28 protein-coding genes and 1 pseudogene are annotated in these 23,438 nt (G+C 70.7%); 13 read left to right on the plus strand and 16 right to left on the minus strand.

The genetic code is table 11. From position 1 onward, the window contains the following. Positions 1-283: ATP-binding protein (locus WYO_RS03280; protein WP_007559047.1), on the plus strand; the 283-nt coding region annotated here is incomplete at its 5' end. Here the strand turns inward: WYO_RS03280 and metW are convergent. From metW to WYO_RS03305, 6 genes are all read right to left on the minus strand, one after another. Then, positions 280-969, minus strand: a complete 690-nt coding sequence (gene metW, locus WYO_RS03285; RefSeq protein ID WP_007559048.1) for a methionine biosynthesis protein MetW — start codon at positions 967-969, stop codon at positions 280-282. The two genes, WYO_RS03280 and metW, sit on opposite strands and share 4 nt — an antisense overlap. Continuing rightward, positions 966-2,171 (minus strand): homoserine O-acetyltransferase, encoded by a 1,206-nt coding sequence (locus WYO_RS03290; RefSeq protein ID WP_007559049.1) that lies wholly within the window; start codon positions 2,169-2,171, stop codon positions 966-968. Before WYO_RS03290 ends, metW begins: the two co-directional genes overlap by 4 nt. A 211-nt stretch (positions 2,172-2,382) precedes the next feature. Beyond that, positions 2,383-2,589, minus strand: a complete 207-nt coding sequence (locus WYO_RS03295; RefSeq protein ID WP_007559050.1) for a hypothetical protein — start codon at positions 2,587-2,589, stop codon at positions 2,383-2,385. 89 nt (positions 2,590-2,678) lie between these two features. Then, positions 2,679-2,858: a hypothetical protein gene (locus WYO_RS03300; RefSeq protein ID WP_007559051.1), complete on the minus strand. Its 180-nt coding sequence runs from the start codon at positions 2,856-2,858 to the stop codon at positions 2,679-2,681. Positions 2,859-2,983: 125 nt separating this feature from the next. Further along, on the minus strand, positions 2,984-3,151 hold the full coding sequence (locus WYO_RS31420) for a hypothetical protein (RefSeq protein ID WP_007559053.1): 168 nt from the start codon (positions 3,149-3,151) through the stop codon (positions 2,984-2,986). Positions 3,152-3,277: 126 nt separating this feature from the next. Next, on the minus strand, positions 3,278-3,571 hold the full coding sequence (locus WYO_RS03305; RefSeq protein ID WP_007559055.1) for a hypothetical protein: 294 nt from the start codon (positions 3,569-3,571) through the stop codon (positions 3,278-3,280). Between the two features lie 194 nt (positions 3,572-3,765). Here WYO_RS03305 and WYO_RS03310 point away from each other — a divergent pair, with 194 nt between their 5' ends. The 3 genes from WYO_RS03310 to WYO_RS03320 all read left to right on the plus strand — a co-directional run bounded on the left by WYO_RS03310 (position 3,766) and on the right by WYO_RS03320 (position 6,631). After that, on the plus strand, positions 3,766-4,896 hold the full coding sequence (locus WYO_RS03310; RefSeq protein WP_007559056.1) for a histidinol-phosphate transaminase: 1,131 nt from the start codon (positions 3,766-3,768) through the stop codon (positions 4,894-4,896). Beyond that, entirely contained in the window at positions 4,874-5,824 is a 951-nt protein-coding gene (locus WYO_RS03315) for a prephenate/arogenate dehydrogenase family protein (RefSeq protein WP_047170730.1), read from the plus strand. The genes WYO_RS03310 and WYO_RS03315 overlap by 23 nt, the downstream gene beginning before the upstream one ends. Positions 5,825-6,415: 591 nt before the next feature. Beyond that, positions 6,416-6,631, plus strand: coding sequence for a transcriptional regulator (locus tag WYO_RS03320; protein ID WP_007559058.1), 216 nt, complete (start codon positions 6,416-6,418; stop codon positions 6,629-6,631). Positions 6,632-6,776: 145 nt separating this feature from the next. Here the strand turns inward: WYO_RS03320 and WYO_RS03325 are convergent, their stop codons facing one another. Next, entirely contained in the window at positions 6,777-9,032 is a 2,256-nt protein-coding gene (locus WYO_RS03325) for a lytic transglycosylase domain-containing protein (protein WP_047170732.1), read from the minus strand. A gap of 296 nt (positions 9,033-9,328) precedes the next feature. Between WYO_RS03325 and dapA the strand changes: the two genes are divergently transcribed. Both dapA and smpB read left to right on the plus strand, forming a co-directional pair. Then, a complete protein-coding gene (gene dapA / locus WYO_RS03330; protein WP_007559060.1) occupies positions 9,329-10,228 on the plus strand; it encodes a 4-hydroxy-tetrahydrodipicolinate synthase in 900 nt (299 codons plus the stop codon). Positions 10,229-10,244: 16 nt separating this feature from the next. Beyond that, complete coding sequence (smpB, locus tag WYO_RS03335; RefSeq protein ID WP_007559061.1) at positions 10,245-10,718, plus strand: SsrA-binding protein SmpB; 474 nt, start codon at positions 10,245-10,247, stop codon at positions 10,716-10,718. A 21-nt stretch (positions 10,719-10,739) separates the two neighbouring features. Here the strand turns inward: smpB and WYO_RS03340 are convergent, their stop codons facing one another. Together WYO_RS03340 and WYO_RS03345 are read right to left on the minus strand one after the other, a co-directional pair. Continuing rightward, a complete protein-coding gene (locus WYO_RS03340) occupies positions 10,740-11,243 on the minus strand; it encodes a type II toxin-antitoxin system YhaV family toxin (RefSeq protein ID WP_007559062.1) in 504 nt (167 codons plus the stop codon). Continuing rightward, positions 11,240-11,581: a type II toxin-antitoxin system PrlF family antitoxin gene (locus WYO_RS03345; RefSeq protein ID WP_007559063.1), complete on the minus strand. Its 342-nt coding sequence runs from the start codon at positions 11,579-11,581 to the stop codon at positions 11,240-11,242. Before WYO_RS03345 ends, WYO_RS03340 begins: the two co-directional genes overlap by 4 nt. Before the next feature lie 169 nt (positions 11,582-11,750). Between WYO_RS03345 and WYO_RS03350 the strand changes: the two genes are divergently transcribed. Next, entirely contained in the window at positions 11,751-12,317 is a 567-nt protein-coding gene (locus tag WYO_RS03350; RefSeq protein WP_007559064.1) for a peroxiredoxin, read from the plus strand. 15 nt (positions 12,318-12,332) lie between these two features. Here WYO_RS03350 and WYO_RS03355 read toward each other — a convergent pair whose 3' ends face one another. From WYO_RS03355 to rpoZ, 3 genes are all read right to left on the minus strand, one after another. Further along, positions 12,333-12,974: an NYN domain-containing protein gene (locus WYO_RS03355; RefSeq protein WP_007559065.1), complete on the minus strand. Its 642-nt coding sequence runs from the start codon at positions 12,972-12,974 to the stop codon at positions 12,333-12,335. Between the two features lie 448 nt (positions 12,975-13,422). After that, positions 13,423-15,669 carry a bifunctional (p)ppGpp synthetase/guanosine-3',5'-bis(diphosphate) 3'-pyrophosphohydrolase gene (locus tag WYO_RS03360; RefSeq protein WP_039902104.1) on the minus strand — a complete coding sequence of 749 codons (2,247 nt, stop codon included), beginning with the start codon at positions 15,667-15,669 and terminating at the stop codon, positions 13,423-13,425. 214 nt (positions 15,670-15,883) lie between these two features. Further along, entirely contained in the window at positions 15,884-16,294 is a 411-nt protein-coding gene (gene rpoZ, locus WYO_RS03365) for a DNA-directed RNA polymerase subunit omega (protein WP_007559067.1), read from the minus strand. A gap of 268 nt (positions 16,295-16,562) precedes the next feature. On the opposite strand from rpoZ, the gene fabD reads away from it, so the two are divergent. From fabD to WYO_RS03395, 6 genes are all read left to right on the plus strand, one after another. Continuing rightward, positions 16,563-17,504 carry an ACP S-malonyltransferase gene (fabD, locus tag WYO_RS03370; protein WP_007559068.1) on the plus strand — a complete coding sequence of 314 codons (942 nt, stop codon included), beginning with the start codon at positions 16,563-16,565 and terminating at the stop codon, positions 17,502-17,504. A gap of 18 nt (positions 17,505-17,522) precedes the next feature. Next, positions 17,523-18,260 (plus strand): 3-oxoacyl-[acyl-carrier-protein] reductase, encoded by a 738-nt coding sequence (gene fabG / locus WYO_RS03375; protein ID WP_007559069.1) that lies wholly within the window; start codon positions 17,523-17,525, stop codon positions 18,258-18,260. A 280-nt stretch (positions 18,261-18,540) separates the two neighbouring features. Beyond that, positions 18,541-18,780, plus strand: a complete 240-nt coding sequence (locus tag WYO_RS03380; RefSeq protein ID WP_007559070.1) for an acyl carrier protein — start codon at positions 18,541-18,543, stop codon at positions 18,778-18,780. A gap of 185 nt (positions 18,781-18,965) precedes the next feature. After that, positions 18,966-20,228 (plus strand): beta-ketoacyl-ACP synthase II, encoded by a 1,263-nt coding sequence (fabF, locus tag WYO_RS03385; protein ID WP_007559071.1) that lies wholly within the window; start codon positions 18,966-18,968, stop codon positions 20,226-20,228. 210 nt (positions 20,229-20,438) lie between these two features. Further along, entirely contained in the window at positions 20,439-20,690 is a 252-nt protein-coding gene (locus WYO_RS03390) for a DUF4926 domain-containing protein (RefSeq protein WP_007559072.1), read from the plus strand. Next, on the plus strand, positions 20,687-21,028 hold the full coding sequence (locus tag WYO_RS03395) for a DUF6883 domain-containing protein (protein WP_007559073.1): 342 nt from the start codon (positions 20,687-20,689) through the stop codon (positions 21,026-21,028). The genes WYO_RS03390 and WYO_RS03395 overlap by 4 nt, the downstream gene beginning before the upstream one ends. Before the next feature lie 285 nt (positions 21,029-21,313). Here WYO_RS03395 and WYO_RS03400 read toward each other — a convergent pair whose 3' ends face one another. The 4 genes and pseudogenes from WYO_RS03400 to WYO_RS03410 form a co-directional block, all read right to left on the minus strand. Further along, positions 21,314-22,027 carry a YidB family protein gene (locus tag WYO_RS03400; RefSeq protein ID WP_007559074.1) on the minus strand — a complete coding sequence of 238 codons (714 nt, stop codon included), beginning with the start codon at positions 22,025-22,027 and terminating at the stop codon, positions 21,314-21,316. A gap of 277 nt (positions 22,028-22,304) precedes the next feature. Next, the gene (locus tag WYO_RS31425; RefSeq protein ID WP_007559075.1) at positions 22,305-22,475 is read right to left on the minus strand and encodes a hypothetical protein; all 171 of its coding nucleotides are present in this window, start codon (positions 22,473-22,475) and stop codon (positions 22,305-22,307) included. A gap of 98 nt (positions 22,476-22,573) precedes the next feature. Next, positions 22,574-22,840: a hypothetical protein gene (locus WYO_RS03405; RefSeq protein WP_007559076.1), complete on the minus strand. Its 267-nt coding sequence runs from the start codon at positions 22,838-22,840 to the stop codon at positions 22,574-22,576. Between the two features lie 282 nt (positions 22,841-23,122). Further along, positions 23,123-23,438: pseudogene (locus WYO_RS03410) on the minus strand (hypothetical protein); the annotation flags it as partial.

Consider the following 23,438-nt stretch of genomic DNA (forward strand, 5'->3'; position numbering starts at 1 on the left):
GGCGCACCGGCGGGTCCGGGTGGGCGGGATCACGGGGCCCGGGGGCTCGCGGCTCACCGTCGAGGACGATGGTCCCGGCATGAGCGACGCGGCGATCGCCGGGATCGGCCGCGGCCAGCGCTGGGACGAGAGCCGCCCGGGCACCGGCTTCGGCATCGCCATCGCCCGGGACGTCGCCGAGGCCGCGGGCGCCCAGCTCGCCTTCGGGCGCTCGGAGCGGGGCGGGTTGCGGGCCGCGCTGACCTGGACGGAGCCGGCGGAGGCCGGAAAGCCGGGGCGCTAATCCGCCCCGCGCCGGAGCAGGAACACGCCCTGCGCGCCGAACAGGTTCCAGACCCACCAGGGCATGGAGAAGCGCATCGGCCGGCCGCTGGCGTCGAGCGCCGTGGCGGTCTCGATCCGGGCGCCGATCAGGCGGCACAGGCCGACGAAGTCCCGGATCGTGCAATGGTGGATGTTGGGGGTCTCCCACCAGGCATCCGGCATGATCTCGGTGACCGGCATCCGGCCGCGCAGGGCGAGCTCCGACCGGACCCGCCAATGCCCGAAATTCGGGAACGAGATGATCACCTGCCGGCCGATGCGCAGCAGGTGCTCCAGCACGATCCGGGGATTGCGGGTCGCCTGGATGGTCTGGGACAGCACGACCACGTCGAAGGCGTCGTCGGGGTAGTTCGCCAGGTCGGTGTCGGCGTCGCCCTGGATCACCGACAGGCCCCGGGCCAGGCAGGCATTCACCCCGTCGCGCGACAGCTCGATGCCCCGGCCGTCGATGCCGCGCCGGTCGCGCAGCAGCGCCAGCAGCGAGCCGTCGCCGCAGCCGATATCGAGCACCCGGGCGCCCGGCGGCACGAGGCCCAGGACGACGATGTGGTCGACCCGGGCGCCGTTGCCCTCGGCGGTGCGGGGCAGAGCGTCCGTGGTGTCCCAGGGCGCGCCGTGGGTGCGGCGGAGGGTGGGGTTGCTCACAGGCCGCGGGCCCGGGCGGCGGCGTCGATGAAGCCGCGGGCGGCGGAGAACATCGCCGGCTCGTCGAGCAGGAAGGCGTCGTGGCCCTTGTCGGTCTCGACCTCCACGAAGGCGACCGGCGCCGCGGCGGCGTTCAGCGCGTGCACGATCACCCGGGAATCGGCGGTGGGGAACAGCCAGTCGGAGGTGAACGAGATCACGCAGAACCGGGTCTTGATGCCCCGGAAGGCGTTGGCCAGCGCGCCGCCATGGTCCTCGGCGAGGTCGAAGTAATCCATCGCCCGGGTCAGGTAGAGATAGGCGTTGGCATCGAACCGCTCGACGAAGCTCAGGCCCTGGTGGCGCAGGTAGCTCTCGATCTGGAAGTCGGCGTTGAACGAGAAGGTCGGCGCCGAGCCGCCCTGGAACCGCCGGCCGAACTTCCGGTGCAAAGCCGGCTCGGACAGGTAGGTGATGTGCGCGCCCATCCGGGCGACGCCGAGCCCCTTCGACGGTCGCGTGCCCTCCTCGAGGTAGCGCCCGTCGGCCCAGGCCGGATCGGCCATGATCGCCTGCCGGCCGACCTCGTGGAACGCGATGTTCTGGGCCGAGTGGCGGGGGCCGGTGGCGATCGGCATCGCGGCGAAGACCCGGTCGGGGTACAGGGCCGCCCATTGCAGCACCTGCATCCCGCCCATCGAGCCGCCGATGCACAGGAACAGGTCGCGCACGCCGAGGCGCTCCAGCAGCATCGCCTGGGCCCGGACCATGTCGCGGATCGTCACCAGCGGGAAGTTCAGCCCGTAGGGCCGCCCGGTGGCGGGATCGATCGATGCCGGGCCGGTGGAGCCCATGCAGGACCCGATCACGTTCGAGCAGACGACGAAGTAGCGGTCGGTGTCCACCGGCTTGCCGGGGCCGACCAGGGTCTCCCACCAGCCCGGCTTGCCGGTGACCGGATGCGGATGGGCGAAATACTGGTCGCCGGTGAGCGCGTGGCAGATCAGCACCGCGTTGGTGCCCGCGGCGTTCAGGGTGCCGGCGGTCTGGTAGGCGATCTGGAAGGGGGCGAGCTCGACGCCGGCATCGGTCAGAAGCGGCGTGTCCGCGCCGAAGCGCATGACCAGGCTCTTGGGGTCGAGCGCCTGCGACGGCTCCGCCAGGCGCCCGGCCGTCTCGTCGATCGGGTCCGGCCGCAGCGCGGTCTCGGGTTGGGTATCCATGCGGGACTTGACGACCGTGTGTCGGCGATCCCGGTCCGCGGCAGGGAAGCGCGGGATCGCGTGACGCGCCGCACTCGCCCGACGCGGCCAGCGAGACCGGGAGGTAATGCTCAAGGGGACGAGCGTCAACGCAGGGACCGGTGCAAGAATGCCCAGTCCGCCCGGCTTGGCCCGGCCTGTCCGGCCTCAGGCCTGCGCTCCGCGGATCGCCCTACGGCGCGTCGCTCCGCGCGGGCGCCGTGGCAGGGGCCGTCCCGGTGGGCCCGAGAACGTCTCCCGCCGCCGTCACCACGGCTTCCACCGCGGAACCGGTCAGCTCCAGCCCGGTCTGGGCGGGCACGGCCTGCAGCACGCCTTCGAGGGCCGCATGCGCGGCCCAGGCCGCGCCTTCCAGGATGACACCAGCGATGAAGTCCATGATCCGTCCTCGTTTCTCGATGACGGGATCTAGGTCGATCAGCCACGCTTCGCGGTGCGCCGAGGCACGTCCCCGGGGTTCAGCCCGGCTCAGGCGATCGGGGCCGCCATCAAGGCCAGCCCGAGGGCCGGGAGCCCAAGCGCCAGGGCGGCGCGGGCGTCGAGCCGGTCGGCGCGGACGCCGCCCCGCCAGCTCCGGCTCGCGAGATTCTCGACGCAGAGCCCGGACAGGACGAGCGCGCAGCCGACGATCGCCTGGATCGAAATCATGGAAACCTCACCGAGCCGGCCGCACCACGGAATGCGGCCCAGGATCACGGCTGGGGAAGTGCGTATCGGGGCCGCAGGTTCCTCCGGAGGCCCATCCGGGACGCGGGTTGTGACTTCCGGGGCGATCAGCGGATCGCGACGGCGCAGGCGACGAACACCATGGCGGCCCCGACGGCGGTGATGCAGCCGTTCGACCAGGCCGAGGCCTCGGCCCGGCGCATCCGGCAATCCGCGGCCACGGAGGTGAGGATCCCGATCAGGAACAGGCTGCAGGGGATCAGGTCACCGGGCATATGGATCCGTCCAGGGGCATGTGGGGCGCGACGCGCCCGACGCGGCCCCTTCTCCGGATCAACAGGCCGAAACGTGGCGAGTGCCCCGCGGCATTTGCGCGTCGCCGCGGGGCGGGAGCTTCCGCCTCAGAGCGTGGCCGCGCCCGGCGGCGTGGCGAAATCCTCCGGGCCCATGTCGAGCAGGTCGTTGGGCGTCGCGGTCTTGTCGTAGGCCGCGCTGGCGGCCGCCTCGATCGCCGCCTGGTTTTTCGCGAACAGGTCGAGGGGGGCGAGGTCGGCCCCGCCGAAATGCTGGCGCAGCACCGGGATCGGCACGTCGATCCCGATCACCCGCTCGCCGTTGGTCATGGCGAACCGGATCAGGCTGTCGTCGGCGGGCAGGATATGGGCGCCGCCATCCAGGTAGCGTGTGAGGGGCATGGGATCCGTCCTTGTCGCAAGCGGGATCCGGGGGAACATAGCGAAGCTCCCCCGACCAACCAGGGCGTGTCCAATCCCGGCAGGCACTTAAACCTCGAGGTGCAGCCTCTGCCCTCCGGCTTCACCCAAGGAGGAAATGCTGTAGACGGACCCGGCAAACGAAACTCCCGCCCGCGCATCCGAGTCGCAGAGCCATGTCCGCCCCCAAACCCGTCCGCCCGGAACCGCGCCCCGGAATCCTGGCGATCGACACCTACGTGCCCGGCAAGAGCGGGCGGCCCGGCGGCGGCAAGGTCCACAAGCTCTCGTCCAACGAGACGCCGCTGGGGCCGAGCCCGGCGGCGCTGGCGGCGCTGCACGAGGCCACCGCCAAGCTGGAGACCTACCCGGACGGGCGGGCGACGGTTCTGCGCACGGCCATCGCCAAGCGCTACGGACTCGATCCCGAGCGGATCGTCTGCGGCGCCGGCTCCGACGAGCTGCTCTCGCTGCTGGCCTACGCCTATGGCGGCCCGGGCACCGAGGGCATCTATTCCGAGCACGGGTTCCTGGTCTACCGGATCGCGATCCTGGCCTCCGGCGCGACGCCCGTGGTGGCGCCCGAGCGCGACTACACCACCGATGTCGACGCGATCCTGGCCCGGGTCACCGAGCGGACCCGGATCGTCTACGTCACCAACCCGAGCAACCCGACCGGCACCTACCTGCCGTTCGACGAGATCCGCCGCCTGCACGCCGCCCTGCCGGCAAACGTGCTGCTGGTGATCGACGGCGCCTACGCCGAATACGTGCGGGCGAACGACTACTCGGCCGGGCTCGAACTCGCGCTCGAAGCCGAGAACGTCGTGATGACCCGGACCTTCTCGAAGATCTACGGCCTCGCCGCCGTGCGGATCGGCTGGATGCTGGCCCCGGCCCACGTGGCGGATTCGGTCAACCGCATCCGGGGGCCGTTCAACGTCTCCGGCCCGGCCATCGCGGCCGGCGCGGCCGCCATCGCCGACGAGGCGCACATGGCAGCCGCTGCCGCCCACAACGCCGAGTGGCTGCCCAAGCTCACCGACGGCGCCCGGGCGCTCGGCCTGAAAGTGACGCCGAGCGTCGCCAATTTCGTGCTGATCCACTTCCCCGACGAACCGGGGCGCTCGGCCGCCGACGCCGACGCCTTCCTCACCGAGCGCGGGCTGATCACCCGCCGGGTCAGCGCCTACGGCCTGCCCAACGCCCTGCGGGTGACGGTGGCGGGGGCCGAGGCGAACACCGCCTTCCTGGCGGCGCTCGGCGACTTCGTGCGGGGCGCGCATGCCGGAGGGGATTTTGCCTGAGGCAGCGACCCCGCCCATCGGGCGCCTCACCATCGTCGGGCTCGGTCTGATCGGCTCCTCGATCGCCCGGGCCGCCCGCCGCTACAATCTCGCCGGCACGATCGTCGCCCTGGACCGGGACGCGGCCGTGCGCGAACGGGTCGCCGAGCTCGGCATCGCCGATGTCGTCACCGGCGATCCGCGGGAGGGCGCCTCCGAGACCGACCTGGTGATCCTGTGCGTGCCGGTCGGCGCCATCGGGGCGGCGGCGGCCGAGCTGGCGCCGTACCTGAAGCCCGGTGCGATCGTGTCGGATGTCGGCTCGGTCAAGGGCGCCGTGGTGGCCGCGATCCGGCCGCACCTGCCGGAGGGCGTCGCTTTGGTTCCCGGCCACCCGATCGCCGGCACCGAGTTCTCGGGGCCGGATGCGGGCTTCGCGACCCTGTTCCAGAACCGCTGGTGCATCCTGACGCCCCCCGAGGGCACCGACCCCGCGGCGGTGGAGCGGGTCCGGGCCCTGTGGGAGGGCATGGGCGCCAATGTCGAGACCATGAGCGCCGAGCACCACGACCACGTTCTGGCGATCACCAGCCACCTGCCGCACCTGATCGCCTACAACATCGTCGGCACCGCCGCGGACCTCGAATCCGCGACCCAGTCCGAGGTGATCAAATTCTCGGCCAGCGGATTTCGCGATTTCACCCGCATCGCCGCCTCCGACCCGACCATGTGGCGGGACATCTTCCTCAACAACCGTGAGGCGGTGCTGGAGATGCTCGGCCGGTTCAACGAGGACCTCTCGGCGCTGGCCAAGGCGGTCCGCTGGGGCGATGGCGACGCGCTCCACGCGATGTTCACCCGCACCCGGGCGATCCGGCGCAGCATCGTAGCCCAGGGCCAGGAGACCGCCGCCCCCGATTTCGGCCGCCCGCGGCCGCCGGAGGAGTAAGGCGACAGAGGGCTTCTCTAATTCACCCCCTCATCCTGAGGCGCCGGAGCGCATCAGAGGCCTCGAAGGAGCCCTCCAGGGATCGCGCGGCGGGCTGGAGGCCTCCTTCGAGGCTCGTTCGCGCTCGCACCTCAGGATGAGGGTGTTGGTGGGATGGACGGTGCCGGAGGCCGGCTCACCAGCACCGGCTCCGGCACCGTCCATTCCGGAAACAGCTGCTTCAGCGCCTCCAGCTTCGGCGTCGTTGACGGCGCTGTAGGGATGGCCCGGGTGCTGGGCCATGAAGTCCCGGTGGTAGCCCTCCGCCGGGTTAGAACGTCGTGCCCGGCTCGATCCAGGTGGCGATCGGCCGGGCTTCGGGATGCGGGGTGAGCCCGGGCGCGATGCCAAACGGTCCAGTGTCGGGGCCCAGCAGCCCCGGCTCGTGGGACGACTGCCGGGACGATGATGCAAGCTATCGCGCAGAGATCGGACTGCGCGGGCGGTAGTCCTTAGAAACCTATAAAGTTAGCAGGATTGATTTTTTATACAATTTTCTGCATTATAAAACTGGTTCGATTATACCGTATACCGGTACAGGGATTGTCCCTCATGAGCGGCACCAGGAAGCCGGGGACCCAGACCTTGCTGACGCTCGCCGACATTCTCGGCATCCCGGTCGACCGCTTTTTCGACGGCGAGAGCGGCTCGCCCGCCACCGCCGACATGCAGGAATGCCTGCGCCTCTGGTCCTGTATCAGGACCGACGCGGGCCGGGAACGCGCCCTCACCGCCCTGCGCGCCATCATCGCGAGCGAGCAGCGGTAAGCGGTGCGAGCGCTGGTCGAGCGCGCGGTTCCGTCTGCGGATGCGGGCCGCGACTGACGCGCGCCTTCCCTCCCCCGGAGAGGAGGGAGATGCGCCGGGATCGGATGCGTGACCATCCCACCCCGCGCTGCGAACGCCCGGCTCCCTACCGCGCGCCGCGGTGCAGATCCCCGTCGATCAGCAGGGCGCTGCGGCCGTCCAGGCGGGAGCGGTAGACCTGCAGGTTCTCCATCACCCGCTGCACGTAGTTGCGGGTCTCGGTGAACGGGATGCGCTCGACCCAGTCGATCACGTCCACGTCGCCCTTGCGCGGGTCGCCGTAGGCGTCGATCCACTTCTTCACGTTGCCGCCGCCGGCATTGTAGGAGGCGAAGGCGAGGACGTAGGAGCCGCGCCAATCCTCCATCAGCTCGCCGAGATGGGCCTGGCCGAGCTTGGCGCAATAGGCCGGGTCGCTGGTCAGGCGGTCGACGTCGAAGGACGTGGCGACCCGGCGGGCGGTGCGCTGGGCGGTGGCCGGCATCATCTGCATCAGGCCGCGGGCGCCGACCCCGGACTGGGCCCGGGGGTCGAACTGGCTCTCCTGCCGGGCGATGGCGTAGACCATGGCCCGCTCGACCTGGGGCACCGCCGTGAAGGTCTCGTAGGCCGGGATCCCGATGGTCGGGTAGGCGTGGGCGTCGAGCGGCAGGCCGCGCTGCACCGCGAGCTTGCCGATCGCCACCAGGGCGCGGGCATCCTTCATCTCGGTGGCGAGGTCACCGAGCGCCTGGATCTCGCGCGGGTCGGTGAGGTCCCGGGCGGCGTCGATGTAGAGCGGCAGCGCCAGGTCCTTGAGCCCGGCCTCGCCGAGCATGCGCAGCGCCCGGATGTAGAGCCTGTCCTCGAAGGCCTGCCGCTCGACGCCCTCGAGATCGGCCGGCGCGCGCAGCGGCAGGCTGGTCTGGCCGAGCCGGGCCCGGGCGACCTGGCCGTAATAGGCGATCGGCTGCAGGGCGGCCCGCTCGTAGAAGCCCTTGGCCGCCTCGCGCTGGCCCAGCGCCTCGGCCGCCCGGCCCTGCCAATAGGCGGCCCGCGCCAGCGAGACCGGGCTCTCCGCGATGGTCGCCATCTGGGCGAAATGCTGCGCGGCGCTCGCCGGGTCGCCGGCGAATCGCAGGGCGATCCAGCCGGCGTGGAACTCGGCCTCGAGGCGCTTCTCGGGGGTGCGCGCGGCATGGCCGCTCGCCACCGCGAAGGCGGTCTTGGCGTTGCCGAGGTCGAGGAGCTTGCGCGCCACGATCCGGCGCTCGATCCACCACTCGTCGCCGTCGACCAGCACGTCCGGGTTGGTGGGCGCCGCGGCCAGGATCGCGGCGGCCTCCTCGGGCTTGTCGGCCCGGCGGAAAAACTGCGCCCGGGAGAAGATGTAGGAGGCGTCGCCCCGCAGGGAGGGCGGCACCGCGGCGAGCGCGGCCGGCGCGCCGGTCTTGTCCTCCACGGCCCGGCGGGCGCGCACGAGGCTGGCATAAGCGCCGCCCGCATAGCCCGCCGCCCGGCCGGCGCTCTCCCAATCGTCCTTCAGGAGCGCCCGCTCCATCCGGTAACGGTGGTCGATCCGGGTGAGCACGCCCGGGAACGCGTCCTGGACCTTGGCCTCGAGGCTCTTGCCGAAGGTCTCGGTGCGCCACAGGTCGCGCACGATCTCGGCGGCGTCGGTGTCGTAGCCGTCGGCCCGGAGCGCCAGCGCCAGGGCGAACTTGCCCGGCGCGCTCACCGGCTTGGCGGTGGCGAAATAGGCTCGGACCACGGCCGGAGGCTTGCGCTCGGAGAGCAGGGCCTCCTCGGCCCGGCGGCGCAGCAGCGGGCCGGCCGGCCAGGTCGGGTTGGCGCGGGTGAAGGCGACGGTGCGGGCGAAGCCGATGCCGGCGCCCGCGCGGATCGCCACCCATTCGAGCAGCGCCCTCGCGGCGGGATCGGTGAAGCCGTCGCGCATCCGGTCGCCGTCGGCGACCCGGCCCTTGCGGTAGAGGTCGATGGCGCCGCGCAGCAGCGTCGGATCGGTGTCCCCCGAGATCTTGGGCTTGCCCGGGTCCGGGACCTCGGGCACCGGCGCGGCCGGCGTCAGCGCGGCGTCGGGGAGCGGGAAGACCACGGGGGCGTCGGGATCGGCCGAGGCGTAGGCGGTGGCCGCCGCCGGGATCTTGCCCGCGGCCTCCTCGCCCCGGTCGGAGCCCTTGGCGGTCTGGGCCGGGTCGAGCTTGAGGGCGTCGGCGGTGACCGGATCGGCGACCGCCTCGGCCTCGGTGCTCCGGGTCTGGGCCGGGGACAGAGCGGCGTCGCTCGCGGGCGGCGTCGGCTGCGAGGCCGGCGCGTCGGTGCCGACCTGGCCGGCGAGCGCGACCCCGAGGGTCGTGACCAGAGCCGCCGCCGCCAGGGGCGTGCGCGTCGAGGCCAGCGCGCGGATCACGGGACCTCGGATCGACTGGGCTCGGATCACGTTTCCCCCCTTCTCGCGACCGGAGTGGAAAGAAATGAAGATCGGCGCGGGGGCATTAAGAACCCGTAAACCCTCGCCACGATCTGTTTGCGCACCGTGGCGCGACCGCCTATGTCTGCCCGTCCGCGGCCGAACGGCGCGCGGGACGCACGGCGCCGAGAGCGCCGCGACCAGCCCATCCGCCGAGACCCCAGCTGAGCCTCTTTGGGACGCCTGAGATGACCGAGATGACCGGGAGCCGCCTGCGGGGCTCGCTCACCGCGCTTGTGACGCCGTTCCGCGACGGCGCCTTCGACGAGGCCGCGTTCCGGAAATTCGTGCGCTGGCAGATCGAGCAGGGCAGCCACGGCCTCGTGCCGACCGGAACCACCGGCGAGAGCCCCACCCTGACCCATTCCGAGCACGACCGGGTGGTCGAGGCCTGCATCGACGAGGCCGGTGGGCGCGTGCCCGTGGTGGCGGGGGCGGGCTCCAACTCCACCGCCGAGGCGGTGGCCCGGGCGCGCCACGCCGAGCGGGCCGGCGCCGACGCCGTGCTGGTGGTCACGCCCTATTACAACAAGCCGACGCAAGAGGGACTCTACGCCCACTTCAAGGCCGTCAACGACGCGGTCGGCATTCCGATCATCATCTACAACATCCCGCCGCGCTCCGTCGTCGACATGAGTGTCGAGACGATGGCCCGGCTCTTCGAATTGAAGAACATCGCCGGCGTGAAGGACGCGACCGCCAAGATCGACCGCGTCAGCCAGCAGCGACAGGCCATGGGGGCGAACTTCCTCCAGCTTTCGGGCGAAGATGCGACGGCGCTCGGCTACAACGCCCAGGGCGGCCACGGCTGCATCTCGGTGGTGGCCAACGTGGCGCCGCGCCTCTGCGCCGACCTGCAGGAGGCCTCGCTCGCCGGCGACTACGCCAAGGCGCTGGCCCTGCAGGATCGGCTGTTCCCCCTGCAAAGCGGGCTGTTCGCGGAGGCCAATCCGGGCCCGACCAAGTACGCGCTGGCCAAGCTCGGCCATATGACCGAGGACCTGCGCCTGCCGCTGGTGCCGGTCTCGAACGCGACCCGGGCGATCGTCGACGCGGCCTTGCGCCACGCCGGTCTGCTCGAAGGCTGAGGAGAGTCACACACACATGGCCCCGAAACCGGAGCCCAGTCGGCGCGTCGTCGCCGACAACCGTGCCGCGCGCTTCCACTACACGATCGAGGACACGCTTGAGGCCGGCATCGCCCTGACCGGCACCGAGGTGAAGTCCCTGCGCGGCGGCAAGGCGACGATCGGCGAGGCCTATGCCGGCCCCTCCGGCACCGACCTGATGCTGTTCAACGCCTATATCCCGGAATATCTGGAGGCGAACCGCTTCAACCACGAGCCGAAGCGCCCGCGCCGCCTGCTGCTGCACCGCCGCCAGATCAACAAGCTGATCGGCGCCACCCAGCGCCAGGGCTACACGGTGGTGCCGCTGAAGATCTACTTCAACGACAAGGGCCGGGCGAAGATCGAGCTCGGCCTGGGCAAGGGCAAGCAGGCCCACGACAAGCGGGAGGCCGCCAAGGAGCGCGACTGGCAGCGCGACCGGGCGCGGCTGCTGCGGGACCGGGGGTAGGGTTTCGGGCGGCCAAGCGGCTCAAGTTCGGGAGCGGGCGCGTTCGAGGCGGCTTCGCGCCGTTGAGTCGCTCGCTTCCTGCAGCAGGGCGTCCCAGTCGTCGGGTGGCTTCCCGGAACGCAGCATCTTCTGAAAGACCGCATAGGCGTCCGATCGGCTGCCGTAGGCGCGGCGCGTCTGATCGTCGTTCACCCAGGCCAGCACGATCACCCTGCGGCCGGCCGCTTCCTTGTATCGGAAGAACAGCCGGTATTGCTGAAGGAATTTCGCGCGGAACCAGTGCTTGTGCTTGGCGCCGAGTGTGTCGCCTTGACGATACTCCGGCCGGGTTGGATCCGTGGGAATGGCGCCGAAGGCGACCCTCAGGACCGCGGCCAGCAGCTTCGCAGCCCGCGTGTTTCGATATCCGTCTGGATCTCTTGCCCTGGCCTCCTCGACCCGAGAGACGAGGTCTTCCAGCTGGTCGAGGAACAGAGGATGCGCGTAGATCGCCCAGCCGTTCGCGATCAGCGGTGCGTCGGTCAAGTGCCGTCACTCGGCAGAGCGCTATTCAGATCGACCTCGACGCCGTCAACCAGGCTCGTGGCGCGCCGATACAGGTCCTGGGAAATCGGCTGGATAGCCTGCGGCCGCGCCTCGATGTCCCGTTCCAGCAAGGTCAGGAACGGGCCCAGTGCCGGATCATCCTCGGCCCGCGGATCATCCGCCTTCGCGACGGTGATCGTGCCGTCGGCCAACCTGCGGAACACGATAGGGCCGGCCTTGTTCAGCCCCAGCATCCGCCGGATCGCAGCCGGTACAGTCGTCTGACCCCGGGCTGTGACCGTGGCGGGGATCTCCAGAACCTCGGCCACCTTCGCCATCGCGCGCTCCGAATCCCTGCCAAAAAGAGTAATGCATTTGCATTGCGGATCAACCCGTCAGGGCGCTCGCCTTGGAGCTTGAGCGACGCCAGCGGGCATCCACATCGTAGAGAAGCGATTCACCTTCGGCCCGCGGCGCTCTAGGCTCGCGCGATCCGAGGAGCCGCCCATGCAGCCCAGTCCCGACGCCTTGCCCGCCGACCTCCCCGCCCCCGTGGATGACGGTGCGGCCGATCACCTGCGCGGGATGACGCTGCCCGACGTGGCGCTGACGGCGACCGACGGCACGACCGTGTCGCTCGCGCGCCTGACCGGTCGCACGGTCGCTTATGCCTACCCCCGCACCGGCGAGCCGGGACAGCCGGCCCTGACGCCGGATTGGGACGCGATTCCGGGCGCCCGGGGCTGCACCCCGCAGGCCTGCGATTTCCGGGATCACCATGCCGCCCTGCGGGGGCGCGGCGTCGCCCAGGTCTACGGCCTCTCGACCCAGACCAGCGTTTACCAGCGGGAGGCGGCCGAGCGGCTGCGCCTCACCTTCCCGCTGCTCGCCGATCCGCACCGGGCCTTTACGATGGCCGCGCGCCTGCCGGTCTTCCAGGCGGGCGGGCAAGTTCTGATGCGCCGCCTCACCCTGGTGATCGATGACGGCGTCGTCAGCCAGGTTTTCTACCCGGTCTTCCCCGCCGATCGCAGCGCGCAGCAGGTGATCGACTGGCTCGACGGCAGCGCCTGACGCTTGGCCCCAGTCTCAGCCCTCTTCGGATTCCGGCTGGCGGATGCCGTAGCGGTTCTCGAGGGCCGGGCTCGGGCGGGCTTCGCCGCGGTAGCGGCTGGCGGTCTCGCCGGCAGCCCGGACCGGGCGCTCGCTCGGCTCGCGGCCGATGCGGTTCGAGAGGCTCGCGAGATCCACGAACTCGTCGGCCTGCCGCCGCAACTCGTCGGAGATCATCGCCGGCTGGGTCTGGATGGTGGAGATCACCGTCACCTTGACGCCGCGCCGCTGCATCGCCTCGACCAGCGAGCGGAAGTCGCCGTCGCCGGAGAACAGCACCATGTGGTCGATATGCGGGCTGAGCTCGAGGGCGTCGATCGCCAGCTCGATATCCATGTTACCCTTGTACTTGCGCCGGCCCATCGAGTCCGTGAACTCCTTCACGGGCTTGGTCACGACGCGGTAGCCGTTGTAATCCAGCCAATCGATCAGCGGCCGGATCGAGGAATATTCCTGATCCTCGATCATCGCGGTGTAGTAGAACGCGCGCAGCAGGTTGTCGCGAGCCTGAAATTCCTTGAGCAGCTTCTTGTAGTCAATATCGAAGCCGAGGGCCTTGGTGGTCGCGTAGAGGTTGGCGCCGTCGATGAAGAGGGCGCTGCGCTGCGGTGCTGCCATGGATGAGTCGAATCCTGAAAGAATATGGGTTGCCGGAAATCGTGTGCTGAAACGGCTGCTCGAAATCCGGGCGGAAAACCCAGGCCGTATCGTCGTGAACGAATGACGAGATAGAAAGAAATCCGGGACGGAAAAGCGTGGTCCCCTTCCGGGGTGACCGTCGCCCGGGCGTTTCAACCATTCGGGCGAAACACAGCCCTGTCAAGTCAACCGGAAGGAATGCGGCTGTCGATAGCGCGGTTTCCCTGGGACGTCGAGAAAAAAGTCGTATCGCGACGTATCGCGCCGAGTCCTTGGGATGAAAGACCTGAGTTGATCCGATAAACCTTAGGTCTATTGGGTGTTCGAGCGACCGGTCATCTTGCGCGCGCCCGATCGCCTCGCTGTTGGGCCCTTGCGATCAGGCGGGCTGGCGCTGTCCCGGGATCCGATCCGGCGGCCGGGCACCCTAGCCGTTCACGCGCTCGACGCTGTTGACCGGGCGCTTGCCGCGCAGCTCCGCGATGATCGCGGTCAGGTGCTGGAGATCCCAGACCGACAGGTCGATGGTGATGTCGGTGAAGTCCTGGGTGCGGCGCTTCATCGAGATGTTGTCGATATTGCCGTCGTGGTCGGCGATCACCTGGGCGATCTGGGCGAACACGCCGGGCTCGTTGATCGACTTCAGCGCCAGCCGGGCCGGGAACCGCTCGCTGCCCGAGGCCTCGGTGTCCCAGCGGACGTCGAGCCAGCGCTCGGGCTCGTTGTCGAAGGCCGCGAGCGCCGCCGACTGGATCGGGTAGACGGTGACGCCGACGCCCGGGGTCAGGATGCCGACGATCCGGTCGCCCGGGACGGCGCCGCCGTTCGGCGCGAAGGTCACCGGCAGGTCGCCTGTGAGGCCGCGGATCGGGATCGCGTCGCTGCGGTCCTCGGCCTTGCCCTCGGCGCCCGGGAAAGTCAGCCGCATGGTCTGGTCGGCCGAGCGCACGAGGCGGCCGGCGCCGTTCAGCGCGCCCTGCGGCGTCGACGGCCGGCGCTCGTCGCGATGGTCGGGATAGACCGCCCGCACCACGTCGCCGGAGAACATCTCGCCGCGCCCGACCGCCGCGAACACGTCCTCGGTGGTGGCCCGGGCGAGCCGCGGCAGGGCGCCCCGCAGCTTGTCCTCGGAGAAGGTCTTGGCGGCGCGCTCGAAGGCGCGGTCCAGGATCTGGCGGCCGAGCCCGGCATATTGCCGGCGCACCGCTGCCCGGGTCGCCCGCCGGATCGCCGCCCGGGCCTTGCCGGTCACCACCAGGGATTCCCAGGCGGCCGGCGGCGAGGCCCCGTCCGAGCGGCTGATCTCGACCTCGTCGCCGTTGGCGAGCTCGTGCAGCAGCGGCGCCATCCGGCCGTTGATCTTGGCGCCCACCGCCGAATTGCCGACATCGGTGTGCACCGCGTAGGCGAAGTCGATCGGCGTCGCCCCCCGCGGCAGGGCGATCAGCCGGCCCTTCGGGGTGAAGCAAAACACCTGGTCCTGGAACAGCTCCAGCTTGGTGTGCTCCAGGAACTCCTCGGGGCTGTCGCCCTCGGCCAGGAGCTCGATGGTCCGGCGCAGCCATTGATAGGCGCCGCTCTCGGCCGCGAGCTTGGGATGCACGCTGCCCTCGCGGGCCGGCTCCTTGGCCGAATCGATCCCGAGTTCCTTGTAATGGGCGTGGGCGGCGATACCGTACTCGGCGATGTCGTCCATCGCCCGGGTGCGGATCTGCAACTCGACGCGCTGGCTCTTCGGCCCGATCACCGTGGTGTGGATCGAGCGGTAATCGTTCTGCTTCGGGGTCGAGATGTAGTCCTTGTACCGGCCCGGCACCATCGGCCAGCTGGTATGGACGATCCCGAGCGCGGCGTAGCAATCCTGGACCGTGTCCACGATCACCCGGAAGCCGAAGATGTCGGACAGCTGCTCGAAGGCGACCGACTTGCGCTCCATCTTCGACCAGATCGAGAACGGCCGCTTCTGCCGGCCGCTGACCTCGGCGGTGATGCCCTGGGCGGAGAGCTTTTCCGTCAGCACCTGCGCGATGGTCTCGACCACCCGCTCGGACTTGGCGGTGAGGCGGGCGAGCCGCTGGGTGATGGTGGCGTAGACCTCCGGCTCGATGTTGCGGAAGGCCAGGTCCTCCAGCTCCTCGCGCAGCTCCTGCATGCCCATCCGGCCGGCGAGCGGCGCGTAGATGTCCAGGGTCTCCTGCGCGATGCGGTGGCGCTTGTCCTCCCGCATGTGCTGGAGCGTGCGCATGTTGTGCAGGCGGTCGGCCAGCTTGACCAGCAGCACGCGCACATCCGCGGCGACCGCCAGCAGCAGCTTGCGGAAATTCTCGCCCTGGGCGGCCTGCTTGGAGACGAGGTCGAGCCGCTTCAGCTTCGTCAGGCCGTCGACCAGCGCGCCGATCTCCGGCCCGAACAGCCGGCGGATCTCCTCCAGCGTCGCCTCGGTATCCTCCACGGTGTCGTGCAGGACCGCGGCCACGATGGTGGCGTCGTCGAGATGCAGGTCGGTGAGGATCGCGGCGACTTCGAGGGGATGCGCGAAGAATGGATCGCCCGAGGCGCGCTTCTGCGTGCCGTGCGCCTGCATGGCGTAGACATAGGCCCGGTTGAGCAAGGCCTCGTCGGCGGCCGGGTTGTAGCGCTTGACCCGCTCGACGAGCTCGTACTGGCGCATCATCCGCCGGGCCGTCGTCGGTTCCTGGATGGCGCGCGGGGTCGGGGTCACGTCCGACTCTCCCGCAACGGGCGTGCCCGCGCCAGCCCCCGGCGGCGGAAAAGCGCCGGTTGCGACCGTATCGCCGTCCGAACGAGAGAACCCGGCGTCTCCGCCGGGTCCGGTCTCGTTCAAGTCGTGATCATCCAGACCCACGTCGTGCGGCTCGCTCGGTGGCTTACTCGCCCTCGTCGTCGGTCTCGACCGGCGGAGCGAGGTTCTCGAGGCCGCGCAGCAGGTCCTCCTCGCTCATGCGGTCGAACTGGACCGCCGAATCATCGCTGGAGGATTGCGGGGCCACGGCGGCGGCGGCCGGCGAGCTCGACAGCAGCGGCACGGTCTCGGCCTCCGGCTCGTCCACCTCGACGTATTTCTGCATCGAGTGGATCAGCTGCTCCTTGAGGTCGTCGGCCGTGATCGTCTCGTCGCCGATCTCGCGCAGGGCCACGACCGGGTTCTTGTCGCGGTCGCGGTCGATGGTCAGCGGGGCGCCGGCGGCCAGCAGGCGCGCCCGGTGGCTCGCCAGCAGCACCAGCTCGAACCGGTTCTCGACCTTCTCGATGCAGTCTTCGACGGTGACGCGCGCCATGCGGGGCGGCTCCTCAGCTTAAGCGACGGGTGATGTCGGGTGTGGCCTCACTCTACACGGAATGCCGTTGTGCAACAAGCACAGCGGGTTGCGCCCGGCGCGCGTCTGGCGGGCGGTGGCCGGGGCGGCGGGCCTCGCGGATTGTGCGACGCATTGTTGACACTCGCGCCCTCGGGTGCGAGTGCGCGCCGCGCAATCCAGAATTCCGGCCGACAGGGGCCGCGTGTCGCACGGCGACCGCGACGAGACGAGAGCGACAGGACCGACCATGCGCGCACTCATCTTTCCCGGCCAGGGCAGCCAGGCGGTCGGCATGGCCAAGGGGCTGGCGGAGGAATTCCCCCAGGCGAAGGCCGTGCTCGACGAAGTCGACGACGCCCTGTCCCAGCCGCTCTCCCGGCTGATGGCCGAGGGGCCGGTGGAGGAGCTGACCCTCACGGCCAACGCCCAGCCGGCGCTGATGGCGGCGAGCCTCGCGGCCCTGCGGGTGCTCGAGGCCGAGCGCGGCCTGGACCTCGCCCGGGACGTGTCCTGCGTGGCCGGGCATTCGCTCGGCGAATACGCGGCGCTCGCGGCCGCCGGCAGCCTGTCGATCGCGGACGCGGCCCGGCTGCTGCGCCTGCGCGGCGAGGCCATGCAGGCGGCGGTGGCCCCGGGCGTCGGCGCGATGGCGGCCCTGATCGGCACCGATGTCGAGGCCGCGCGCGGCATCGCCGAGGCGGCCTCGCTCGAATCCGGCGGCGCGGTCTGCGACGTCGCCAACGACAATGGCGGCGGCCAGGTGGTGCTGTCGGGGGACCGGGCCGCGGTGGAGCGCGCGGTCGGCATCGCCACGGAGCGCGGGGTCAAGCGCGCCGTGATGCTCAACGTCTCCGCCCCGTTCCATTGCCGGCTGATGGCGCCCGCCGCCGACGCGATGGCGGCGGCCCTGGCCAAGGTCGACCTGAAGGCGCCCCGGGTGACGCTCTACGCCAACGTCACGGCCGCCCCGGTGGCCGAGCCCGAGGCGATCCGGGCGGCCCTGGTCGAGCAGGTCACCGGCACCGTCCGCTGGCGCGAGAGCGTCGCCGCCATGGCGGGCGCGGGGGTGGACCAGTTCTACGAGCTCGGCGCCGGCAAGGTGCTCACCGGCCTGGTCAAGCGCATCGCGCCTCAGGCGCGGGCCACGGCGATCGGCACGCCCGCGGACGTGGCGGCCTTCGCGCTCTAACGTATAGGGGATACCCGCATGTTCGATCTCACCGGCCGGAAAGCCCTCGTGACCGGCGCCACCGGCGGCCTCGGCCAGGCGATCGCCCGGGCGCTGCACGCCCAGGGCGCCACCGTGGCGCTCTCGGGTACGAAGCCGGCGGCGCTGGAGGCCTTTGCGGCGGAACTCGGCGAGCGGGCGAGCCCGGTGGCGGCCGACCTCTCCGACAAGGATTCGGTCGAGGGCCTGGTCCCGGCCGCCGAGGCGGCGATCGGGCCCCTCGACATCCTGGTCAACAATGCCGGCATCACCCGGGACAACCTGTTCATGCGGATGAAGGACGACGAGTGGGAGCAGGTGCTCGCCGTCAACCTCACCGCCGCCTTCCGGCTCTCGCGGGCGGCCGTGAAGGGCATGATGCGCCGCCGCTCCGGGCGGATCGTCAATATCGGCTCGGTGGTGGGCTCGACCGGCAATCCCGGCCAGGGCAACTACGCCGCCGCCAAGGCGGGGCTGGTCGGCATGACCAAGGCGCTCGCCGCCGAGGTCGCCTCGCGCGGGATCACGGTCAACTGCATCGCGCCGGGCTTCATCAGCTCGCCGATGACCGACGCGCTCAACGAGAAGCAGCGCGAGGGCATCCTGGCCCGGGTGCCGGCCGGGCGGCTCGGCGAGGGCGCGGAGGTCGCCGCCGCCTGCATCTACCTGTCGTCGGCGGAGGCCGCCTACGTCACCGGCCACACCCTGCACGTGAACGGCGGCATGGCGATGTTCTAGGCCCTAACACCCCCGTCCGACACGCGCGTGCCACACCCGTGAAGGGAATCTGAACGGCTCTCGCCAGGGCGGGAACCCTGTGCTACCACGCCCCGCAGCCGTACAGGGGGTTGACGGTTCAGCGGGTTTTCAGTCCAAGGCCCCCCGGCGGGGCCGTCCCGGTTCACCTCGAAACACGCGCGATCGACACCGGCCCGCCAACAAGCCCGAAGGGGCGCGGCGCGGCCACGGCACCACCCCGAGACGACTGACAGACCAAAAGGACGAGGACGGAAGACCGATGAGCGATATCGCTGAGCGCGTGAAGAAGATCGTCGTCGAGCACCTGGGCGTCGAGCCCGAGAAGGTGGTCGAGAGCGCCAACTTCATCGACGACCTCGGTGCCGACAGCCTCGACACGGTCGAGCTGGTCATGGCCTTCGAGGAGGAATTCAACGTCGAGATCCCGGACGACGCCGCCGAGACCATCCAGACGGTCGGCGACGCGGTGAAGTTCCTGGAGAAGAACTCGGCCGCCTGAGGCGCCGGATTCGGTTTCACGCGGCGCGGGTGAGGCGAAGCAGCCCCCGCGCCGTTCTGCGTTTCGCGGTCGGGCGGGCACGGATCCGGCCGCAATCGGTTGTTCAAGATGCGCTCCGGTGGCAAGCCGGCGTCGATGGCGGCGGGGCGCGCTTCCCAAGACGGTCTTGAGACGGGACAGGTAGCATGCGGCGGGTGGTGGTCACGGGTCTGGGGATGGTCACGCCGCTCGGCAGCGGGGTGCAGCACACCTGGAGCCGGCTGATCGCGGGCGACAGCGGCGCCGGCCCGATCCGGGGCTTCGAATCCGCCGACCTGCCCTGCCGGGTCGCTGCGCAGGTCCCCTTCGGCGACGGCACCGACGGCACCTTCAACCCCGACGCGGTGATGGAGCCCAAGGAGCAGCGCAAGGTCGATCCGTTCATCGTCTACGCGATGGCGGCGGCCGACGAGGCCCTGAAGGACGCGAACTGGCTGCCCAAGAGCCACGAGGACCAGTGCGCAACCGGCGTGCTGATCGGCTCCGGCATCGGCGGCATCGGCGGCATCTACGACGCCTCGGTCACCCTTCACGAGAAGGGCCCGCGCCGGATCTCGCCGTTCTTCATCCCGGGCCGGATCATCAACCTCGCCTCCGGCCAGGTCTCGATCGCCTACGGGCTCAAGGGCCCGAACAACGCCGTGGTCACGGCCTGCTCCACCGGCGCCCACGCCATCGGCGACGCGAGCCGCCTCGTGGCGCTGGGCGACGCCGACGTGATGGTGGCGGGCGGGGCCGAATCGCCGGTCAACCGCCTCTCGATCGCCGGCTTCTCCGCCTGCCGGGCGCTGACCACCGGCTTCAACGACACCCCGGAAAAGGCCTCCCGCCCCTACGACCGCGACCGCGACGGCTTCCTCATGGGCGAGGGCGCCGGCATCGTCGTGCTGGAGGAATACGAGCACGCCAAGGCCCGCGGCGCCAAGATCTACGCCGAGGTGGTCGGCTACGGCCTCTCGGGCGACGCCTACCACATCACCTCCCCGTCCCCGGACGGCGACGGCGCCTTCCGCTGCATGAGCGCCGCGGTGAAGCGCGCTGGCATCTCCCCGGCCGAGATCGGCTACATCAACGCCCACGGCACCTCGACGCCCATGGGCGACGAGCTGGAGCTGAAGGCCGTGGAGCGCCTGCTGGGCGACGCCGCCGCCAACGCGACCATGTCGTCGACCAAGAGCTCGATCGGCCATCTGCTCGGCGCCGCCGGCTCGGTCGAGGCGATCTTTTCGATCCTCGTCCTGCGCGACGGCGTGATCCCGCCGACCCTCAACCTCGACAACCCCTCCGTCCAGACCAAGATCGACCTCGTGCCGTTCGAGGCGAAGCGCAAGCAAGTGGACGTGGTGCTGTCGAATTCGTTCGGGTTTGGCGGGACGAATGCCAGCTTGGTAATGCGGCGGGTCGCCTGACAGGCGAAGACTTTTTCCATCTTTCGCAAGCCACGGTCTGATGTGCTGATCGTGGAAGACTGTTAGGCGGCGCGCGTCCAACGCTCCACCTAATGAGGGCGCGGGTGGGAAACATCGGTGTAAAGAGGCTTTCAGGAGGCCAATAGCCTTCAGCCTGATCTTCGGAAACGGGGCGGTTGCGCAATCCCGGCGCGCGCCTATCATGCCGCCATGACGCTGGAATTCGCCTACCAGTTTCGGCAGGACGCAGCGCGGTCGGATCTGCGGGATCTCGACCGGGTTGCGTTGATGACGGCTGCGACCAGCGATGACGGCGATGTGCTGGCGCCCGGCACGGAAGGGACGATCGTCAGCGTCTATCGCGGCGGTGAGGCCTACGTGGTCGAGTTTCCGACACCCGTCGGCGCGCTGGCGACGGTTCGGCCCGAGAACATCAGACTGGTCGAGCGCGCGCCGGTGTGACCGACGACGTCGAAGCGATCGTCTGGACGGTCGCGTGGCCCAAGATCGTCAGCTACCTGCTCAATCCGGCGCACACGGATGGCGCATCGAAAGCCAAGTATCTGCTGGCCTTCGGGTATGCGGCGGCGGAGCCGGAACGGCTCGCCGGTGATCTGGTGAAACACGCGGTCGATCATTGGCCGGGGCGTGCCGTGGTGCTTCCGCTCGGTCTACCGCGTCGCGTGTTCGAAGGACCCGTGGAAGCGCCGGATCGACGCGTCATGTCGCTTCGCAGTGTTTGGGAGGCCACCAGCGACACCCAGTTGCGGTTCCTGACCGCTTACCCTTGGAAATCCTGATGGGCGATGCGACTCTTGCAGGACAATGACTGCCGAGCACGCAGCAAAGACGTTGAACAATGCTCCTGCCCTCCCCCTCATCCTGAGGTGCCGAAGCGTAGCGGAGGCCTCGAAGGAGCCCTCCAGGGATCTACTGTGACCTCTGGAGGGCTCCTTCGAGGCTGCTGCGCAGCACCTCGGGATGAGGGAGAGTCGACGAAGTCTACTGGTAAGACTTGCTATTCGATCAAGATACCAGATCGAAGAGCTTGCAGCCTTTGAGTTACGGTGCTTGGAAGCCGCGGTTCACCATCCCCGCCGCTCCTCAGCCCCCGGCAGCCGCCCCTGAGGCGTGAGCGCGTGCACCACCTCCGGCAGGGCCTGGGCCAGTTGTGAGAGCAGCGCCTCGCGGTCCATGCCGGTCTGGCTCTGGAGGGTGTCGAGCGTGTCGGGGCCCAGCGCCTGGGCGAGCTGGGCCGGGGCCACGGGGCGGTTGCTGCCATGGCCGATCCAGGATTCGATCACGTCGCCGAGGCCCCCCTGGCGGAACCGGTCGACCAGGCCGTCGAGGCCGCCGAGATCGCCCGCCCCCGGATCGTTCTGGCGCTCGGGGGCGGCGCGGCTCCGGGCCGGGCCGGGCTCGCCCGGGCCGTCGAGCATGCCGGACAGGTCCGAGAAATCGCCGGGCGGCAGGGTCGGGTCGGACGGGCCGGCCTCGCGGCGCTGGCCGGACTGGTCCCAGCCGCCGATATCGCCCGGATCGCCGCGCCCGCTGGCATCGGCCGGATGGTGCCCCGGATCGCGCCCGTAGGGGCCGGCGCCGCCGGACCGGTCGGCCTCGGGGCCGGGCTCACGCCCGCGACCCTGCCCGAAGATGTCGCCGAAGCCGCCGCTCGCGCCCTTGGCCAGCAGCAGCATCAGCAGGGCCTTCACCAGGGGTGACATCCCTCCGGATCCCTGCTTCTGGCCGCCGAACACCTGACCGAGCACGCCGCCGATCGCCGATTCGAGCAAACCCATGCGCATCCCTCCGGGGCGGACGCCGCCAGGCGTGACAACGGCGGGTGGGGGATGGGGGTTGCAGCGGGTGATGTGCCGTCGTGGGGCGCGCCTTCATCGCTTGCCGGATGCGGCGCGGGTCCCCTCTCCCGTGCGGGAGAGGGATAGGGTGAGGGGACAGGGTCTTCCGGAAAGGTCGCCTCCCTCACCCCAACCCTCTCCCGGACGGGAGAGGAGAGCGCGTCGGGGTGGCATGACGGGCGGTCGGATGTCCGGCCCGCCCCTCCCCCGCCGAGCCTCAGCGTTCCAGCGAGGCCTGGGCGGTGCTGGCGGTGGTCGGCTCGACCAGCGGGACCGTCGCGGCCGAGAGCGCCAGGGCGGCCAGGAACAGGCCGGTGGCGGCGGCGCCGGCCCGGGGGCGCGGCAGGCGGAGGGCGTAGCGGCGGGCGGAGCGCGTCAGGTTCGGCATCGGATCGCCTCTTCTGGTTGTAGGCCGCGGGGGCCATTCTTGCAGAAGCAACGTCGCCGGGGGGAGGATCGGTTCCCGTCCGGATGCGGGCCGCGGCCCTAGGGACGGGCGACCCGATGGCGCGCCAGGGCGCCGAGCGCGCAGCCCAGGAGATAGGCCGGCAGGAGCAGGCCGGCGCCCTCCAGCCAGAGGCCGAGCAGGCCCGGCACGATCCCGGCCAAGGCGAGGGCCGCCAGCAGGGCCGCGAGCCCGCACAGGGCCAGCGGCACGGCCGGCCGGGCCGGCCAGCCGGCGAGCCCTCCGACCACCAGGCCGAGCGCCCCCGCCCCGGCGAGCCCCGGCCAGAATGCGGTGAGCAGCAGCATCACGACCGTCCCGCCTCCCTGGCGGCGCTTCGGCGGTGCTGTCCCACCCGCGCCCTCATCCTGAGCGGCGCTGGACGGATCGGGGTCTGTGTCGGTTTCATACGGGTTCCGTTTGCTTGGCCCGGCCTGTCACCCCGCGCCGTCATCGCGCGCGCAGCGCAGCGACCCGGGGATCCGCCGCGTTCCGCGATCGTGCGCTGCCCTGGGTCGCTTCGCTGCGCGCGCAATGACGGGAGGGCCGCGATCATAGGCCCAAAACGGCGCGGGCGCGCGGCCCGGGCCTCACGGCAGCAGCGCGAAGGCGACGGGGCCGGCCGGCGCGTCCGGCCCGGCGCTGACCTGGTCCGGCCGGACCCCGGCCTGGAGCAGATACTCGATGACCGCCTGCGCGCGCAGGCGCGGCAGGTCGAGGGGCGGGTCGTCGGCGGCCTCCTTCGGCTTTTTTTCGGCTTTTTGGGTGGGGGGCGTCTTGGTGCCGGTGGGTTTCGCGGCCGCGGGCTTGGCGGGCTCGGCCTTCTTCGCGGCGGCGTGGGGCTCGGGCGCCGGAGGCAGCTTCGCGGCGGGCTTGGCGGACGATTCCTGGGGATCGGGCTTGGGG

Origin of the sequence: Methylobacterium sp. GXF4 (assembly GCF_000272495.1) — a bacterium.
Lineage (GTDB): Bacteria > Pseudomonadota > Alphaproteobacteria > Rhizobiales > Beijerinckiaceae > Methylobacterium > Methylobacterium brachiatum.

Coding starts and splice junctions, on each gene's coding strand:
- fabG (WP_007559069.1), top strand. CDS start 17,523: ATGTTCGATCTCACCGGCCGGAAAGCCCTCGTGACCGGCGCCACCGGC.
- WYO_RS03305 (WP_007559055.1), bottom strand. CDS start 3,571: ATGCCCCTCACACGCTACCTGGATGGCGGCGCCCATATCCTGCCCGCC.
- WYO_RS03380 (WP_007559070.1), top strand. CDS start 18,541: ATGAGCGATATCGCTGAGCGCGTGAAGAAGATCGTCGTCGAGCACCTG.
- smpB (WP_007559061.1), top strand. CDS start 10,245: ATGGCCCCGAAACCGGAGCCCAGTCGGCGCGTCGTCGCCGACAACCGT.
- WYO_RS03320 (WP_007559058.1), top strand. CDS start 6,416: ATGAGCGGCACCAGGAAGCCGGGGACCCAGACCTTGCTGACGCTCGCC.
- WYO_RS03360 (WP_039902104.1), bottom strand. CDS start 15,669: ATGATGCGCCAGTACGAGCTCGTCGAGCGGGTCAAGCGCTACAACCCG.
- WYO_RS03295 (WP_007559050.1), bottom strand. CDS start 2,589: ATGGACTTCATCGCTGGTGTCATCCTGGAAGGCGCGGCCTGGGCCGCG.
- WYO_RS03405 (WP_007559076.1), bottom strand. CDS start 22,840: ATGCTGCTGCTCACCGCATTCTGGCCGGGGCTCGCCGGGGCGGGGGCG.
- dapA (WP_007559060.1), top strand. CDS start 9,329: ATGACCGAGATGACCGGGAGCCGCCTGCGGGGCTCGCTCACCGCGCTT.
- fabD (WP_007559068.1), top strand. CDS start 16,563: ATGCGCGCACTCATCTTTCCCGGCCAGGGCAGCCAGGCGGTCGGCATG.
- WYO_RS03310 (WP_007559056.1), top strand. CDS start 3,766: ATGTCCGCCCCCAAACCCGTCCGCCCGGAACCGCGCCCCGGAATCCTG.
- WYO_RS03300 (WP_007559051.1), bottom strand. CDS start 2,858: ATGATTTCGATCCAGGCGATCGTCGGCTGCGCGCTCGTCCTGTCCGGG.
- WYO_RS31425 (WP_007559075.1), bottom strand. CDS start 22,475: ATGCCGAACCTGACGCGCTCCGCCCGCCGCTACGCCCTCCGCCTGCCG.
- rpoZ (WP_007559067.1), bottom strand. CDS start 16,294: ATGGCGCGCGTCACCGTCGAAGACTGCATCGAGAAGGTCGAGAACCGG.
- WYO_RS31420 (WP_007559053.1), bottom strand. CDS start 3,151: ATGCCCGGTGACCTGATCCCCTGCAGCCTGTTCCTGATCGGGATCCTC.
- WYO_RS03345 (WP_007559063.1), bottom strand. CDS start 11,581: ATGGCGAAGGTGGCCGAGGTTCTGGAGATCCCCGCCACGGTCACAGCC.
- WYO_RS03390 (WP_007559072.1), top strand. CDS start 20,439: ATGACGCTGGAATTCGCCTACCAGTTTCGGCAGGACGCAGCGCGGTCG.
- WYO_RS03315 (WP_047170730.1), top strand. CDS start 4,874: ATGCCGGAGGGGATTTTGCCTGAGGCAGCGACCCCGCCCATCGGGCGC.
- WYO_RS03355 (WP_007559065.1), bottom strand. CDS start 12,974: ATGGCAGCACCGCAGCGCAGCGCCCTCTTCATCGACGGCGCCAACCTC.
- WYO_RS03400 (WP_007559074.1), bottom strand. CDS start 22,027: ATGGGTTTGCTCGAATCGGCGATCGGCGGCGTGCTCGGTCAGGTGTTC.
- fabF (WP_007559071.1), top strand. CDS start 18,966: ATGCGGCGGGTGGTGGTCACGGGTCTGGGGATGGTCACGCCGCTCGGC.
- WYO_RS03350 (WP_007559064.1), top strand. CDS start 11,751: ATGCAGCCCAGTCCCGACGCCTTGCCCGCCGACCTCCCCGCCCCCGTG.
- WYO_RS03290 (WP_007559049.1), bottom strand. CDS start 2,171: ATGGATACCCAACCCGAGACCGCGCTGCGGCCGGACCCGATCGACGAG.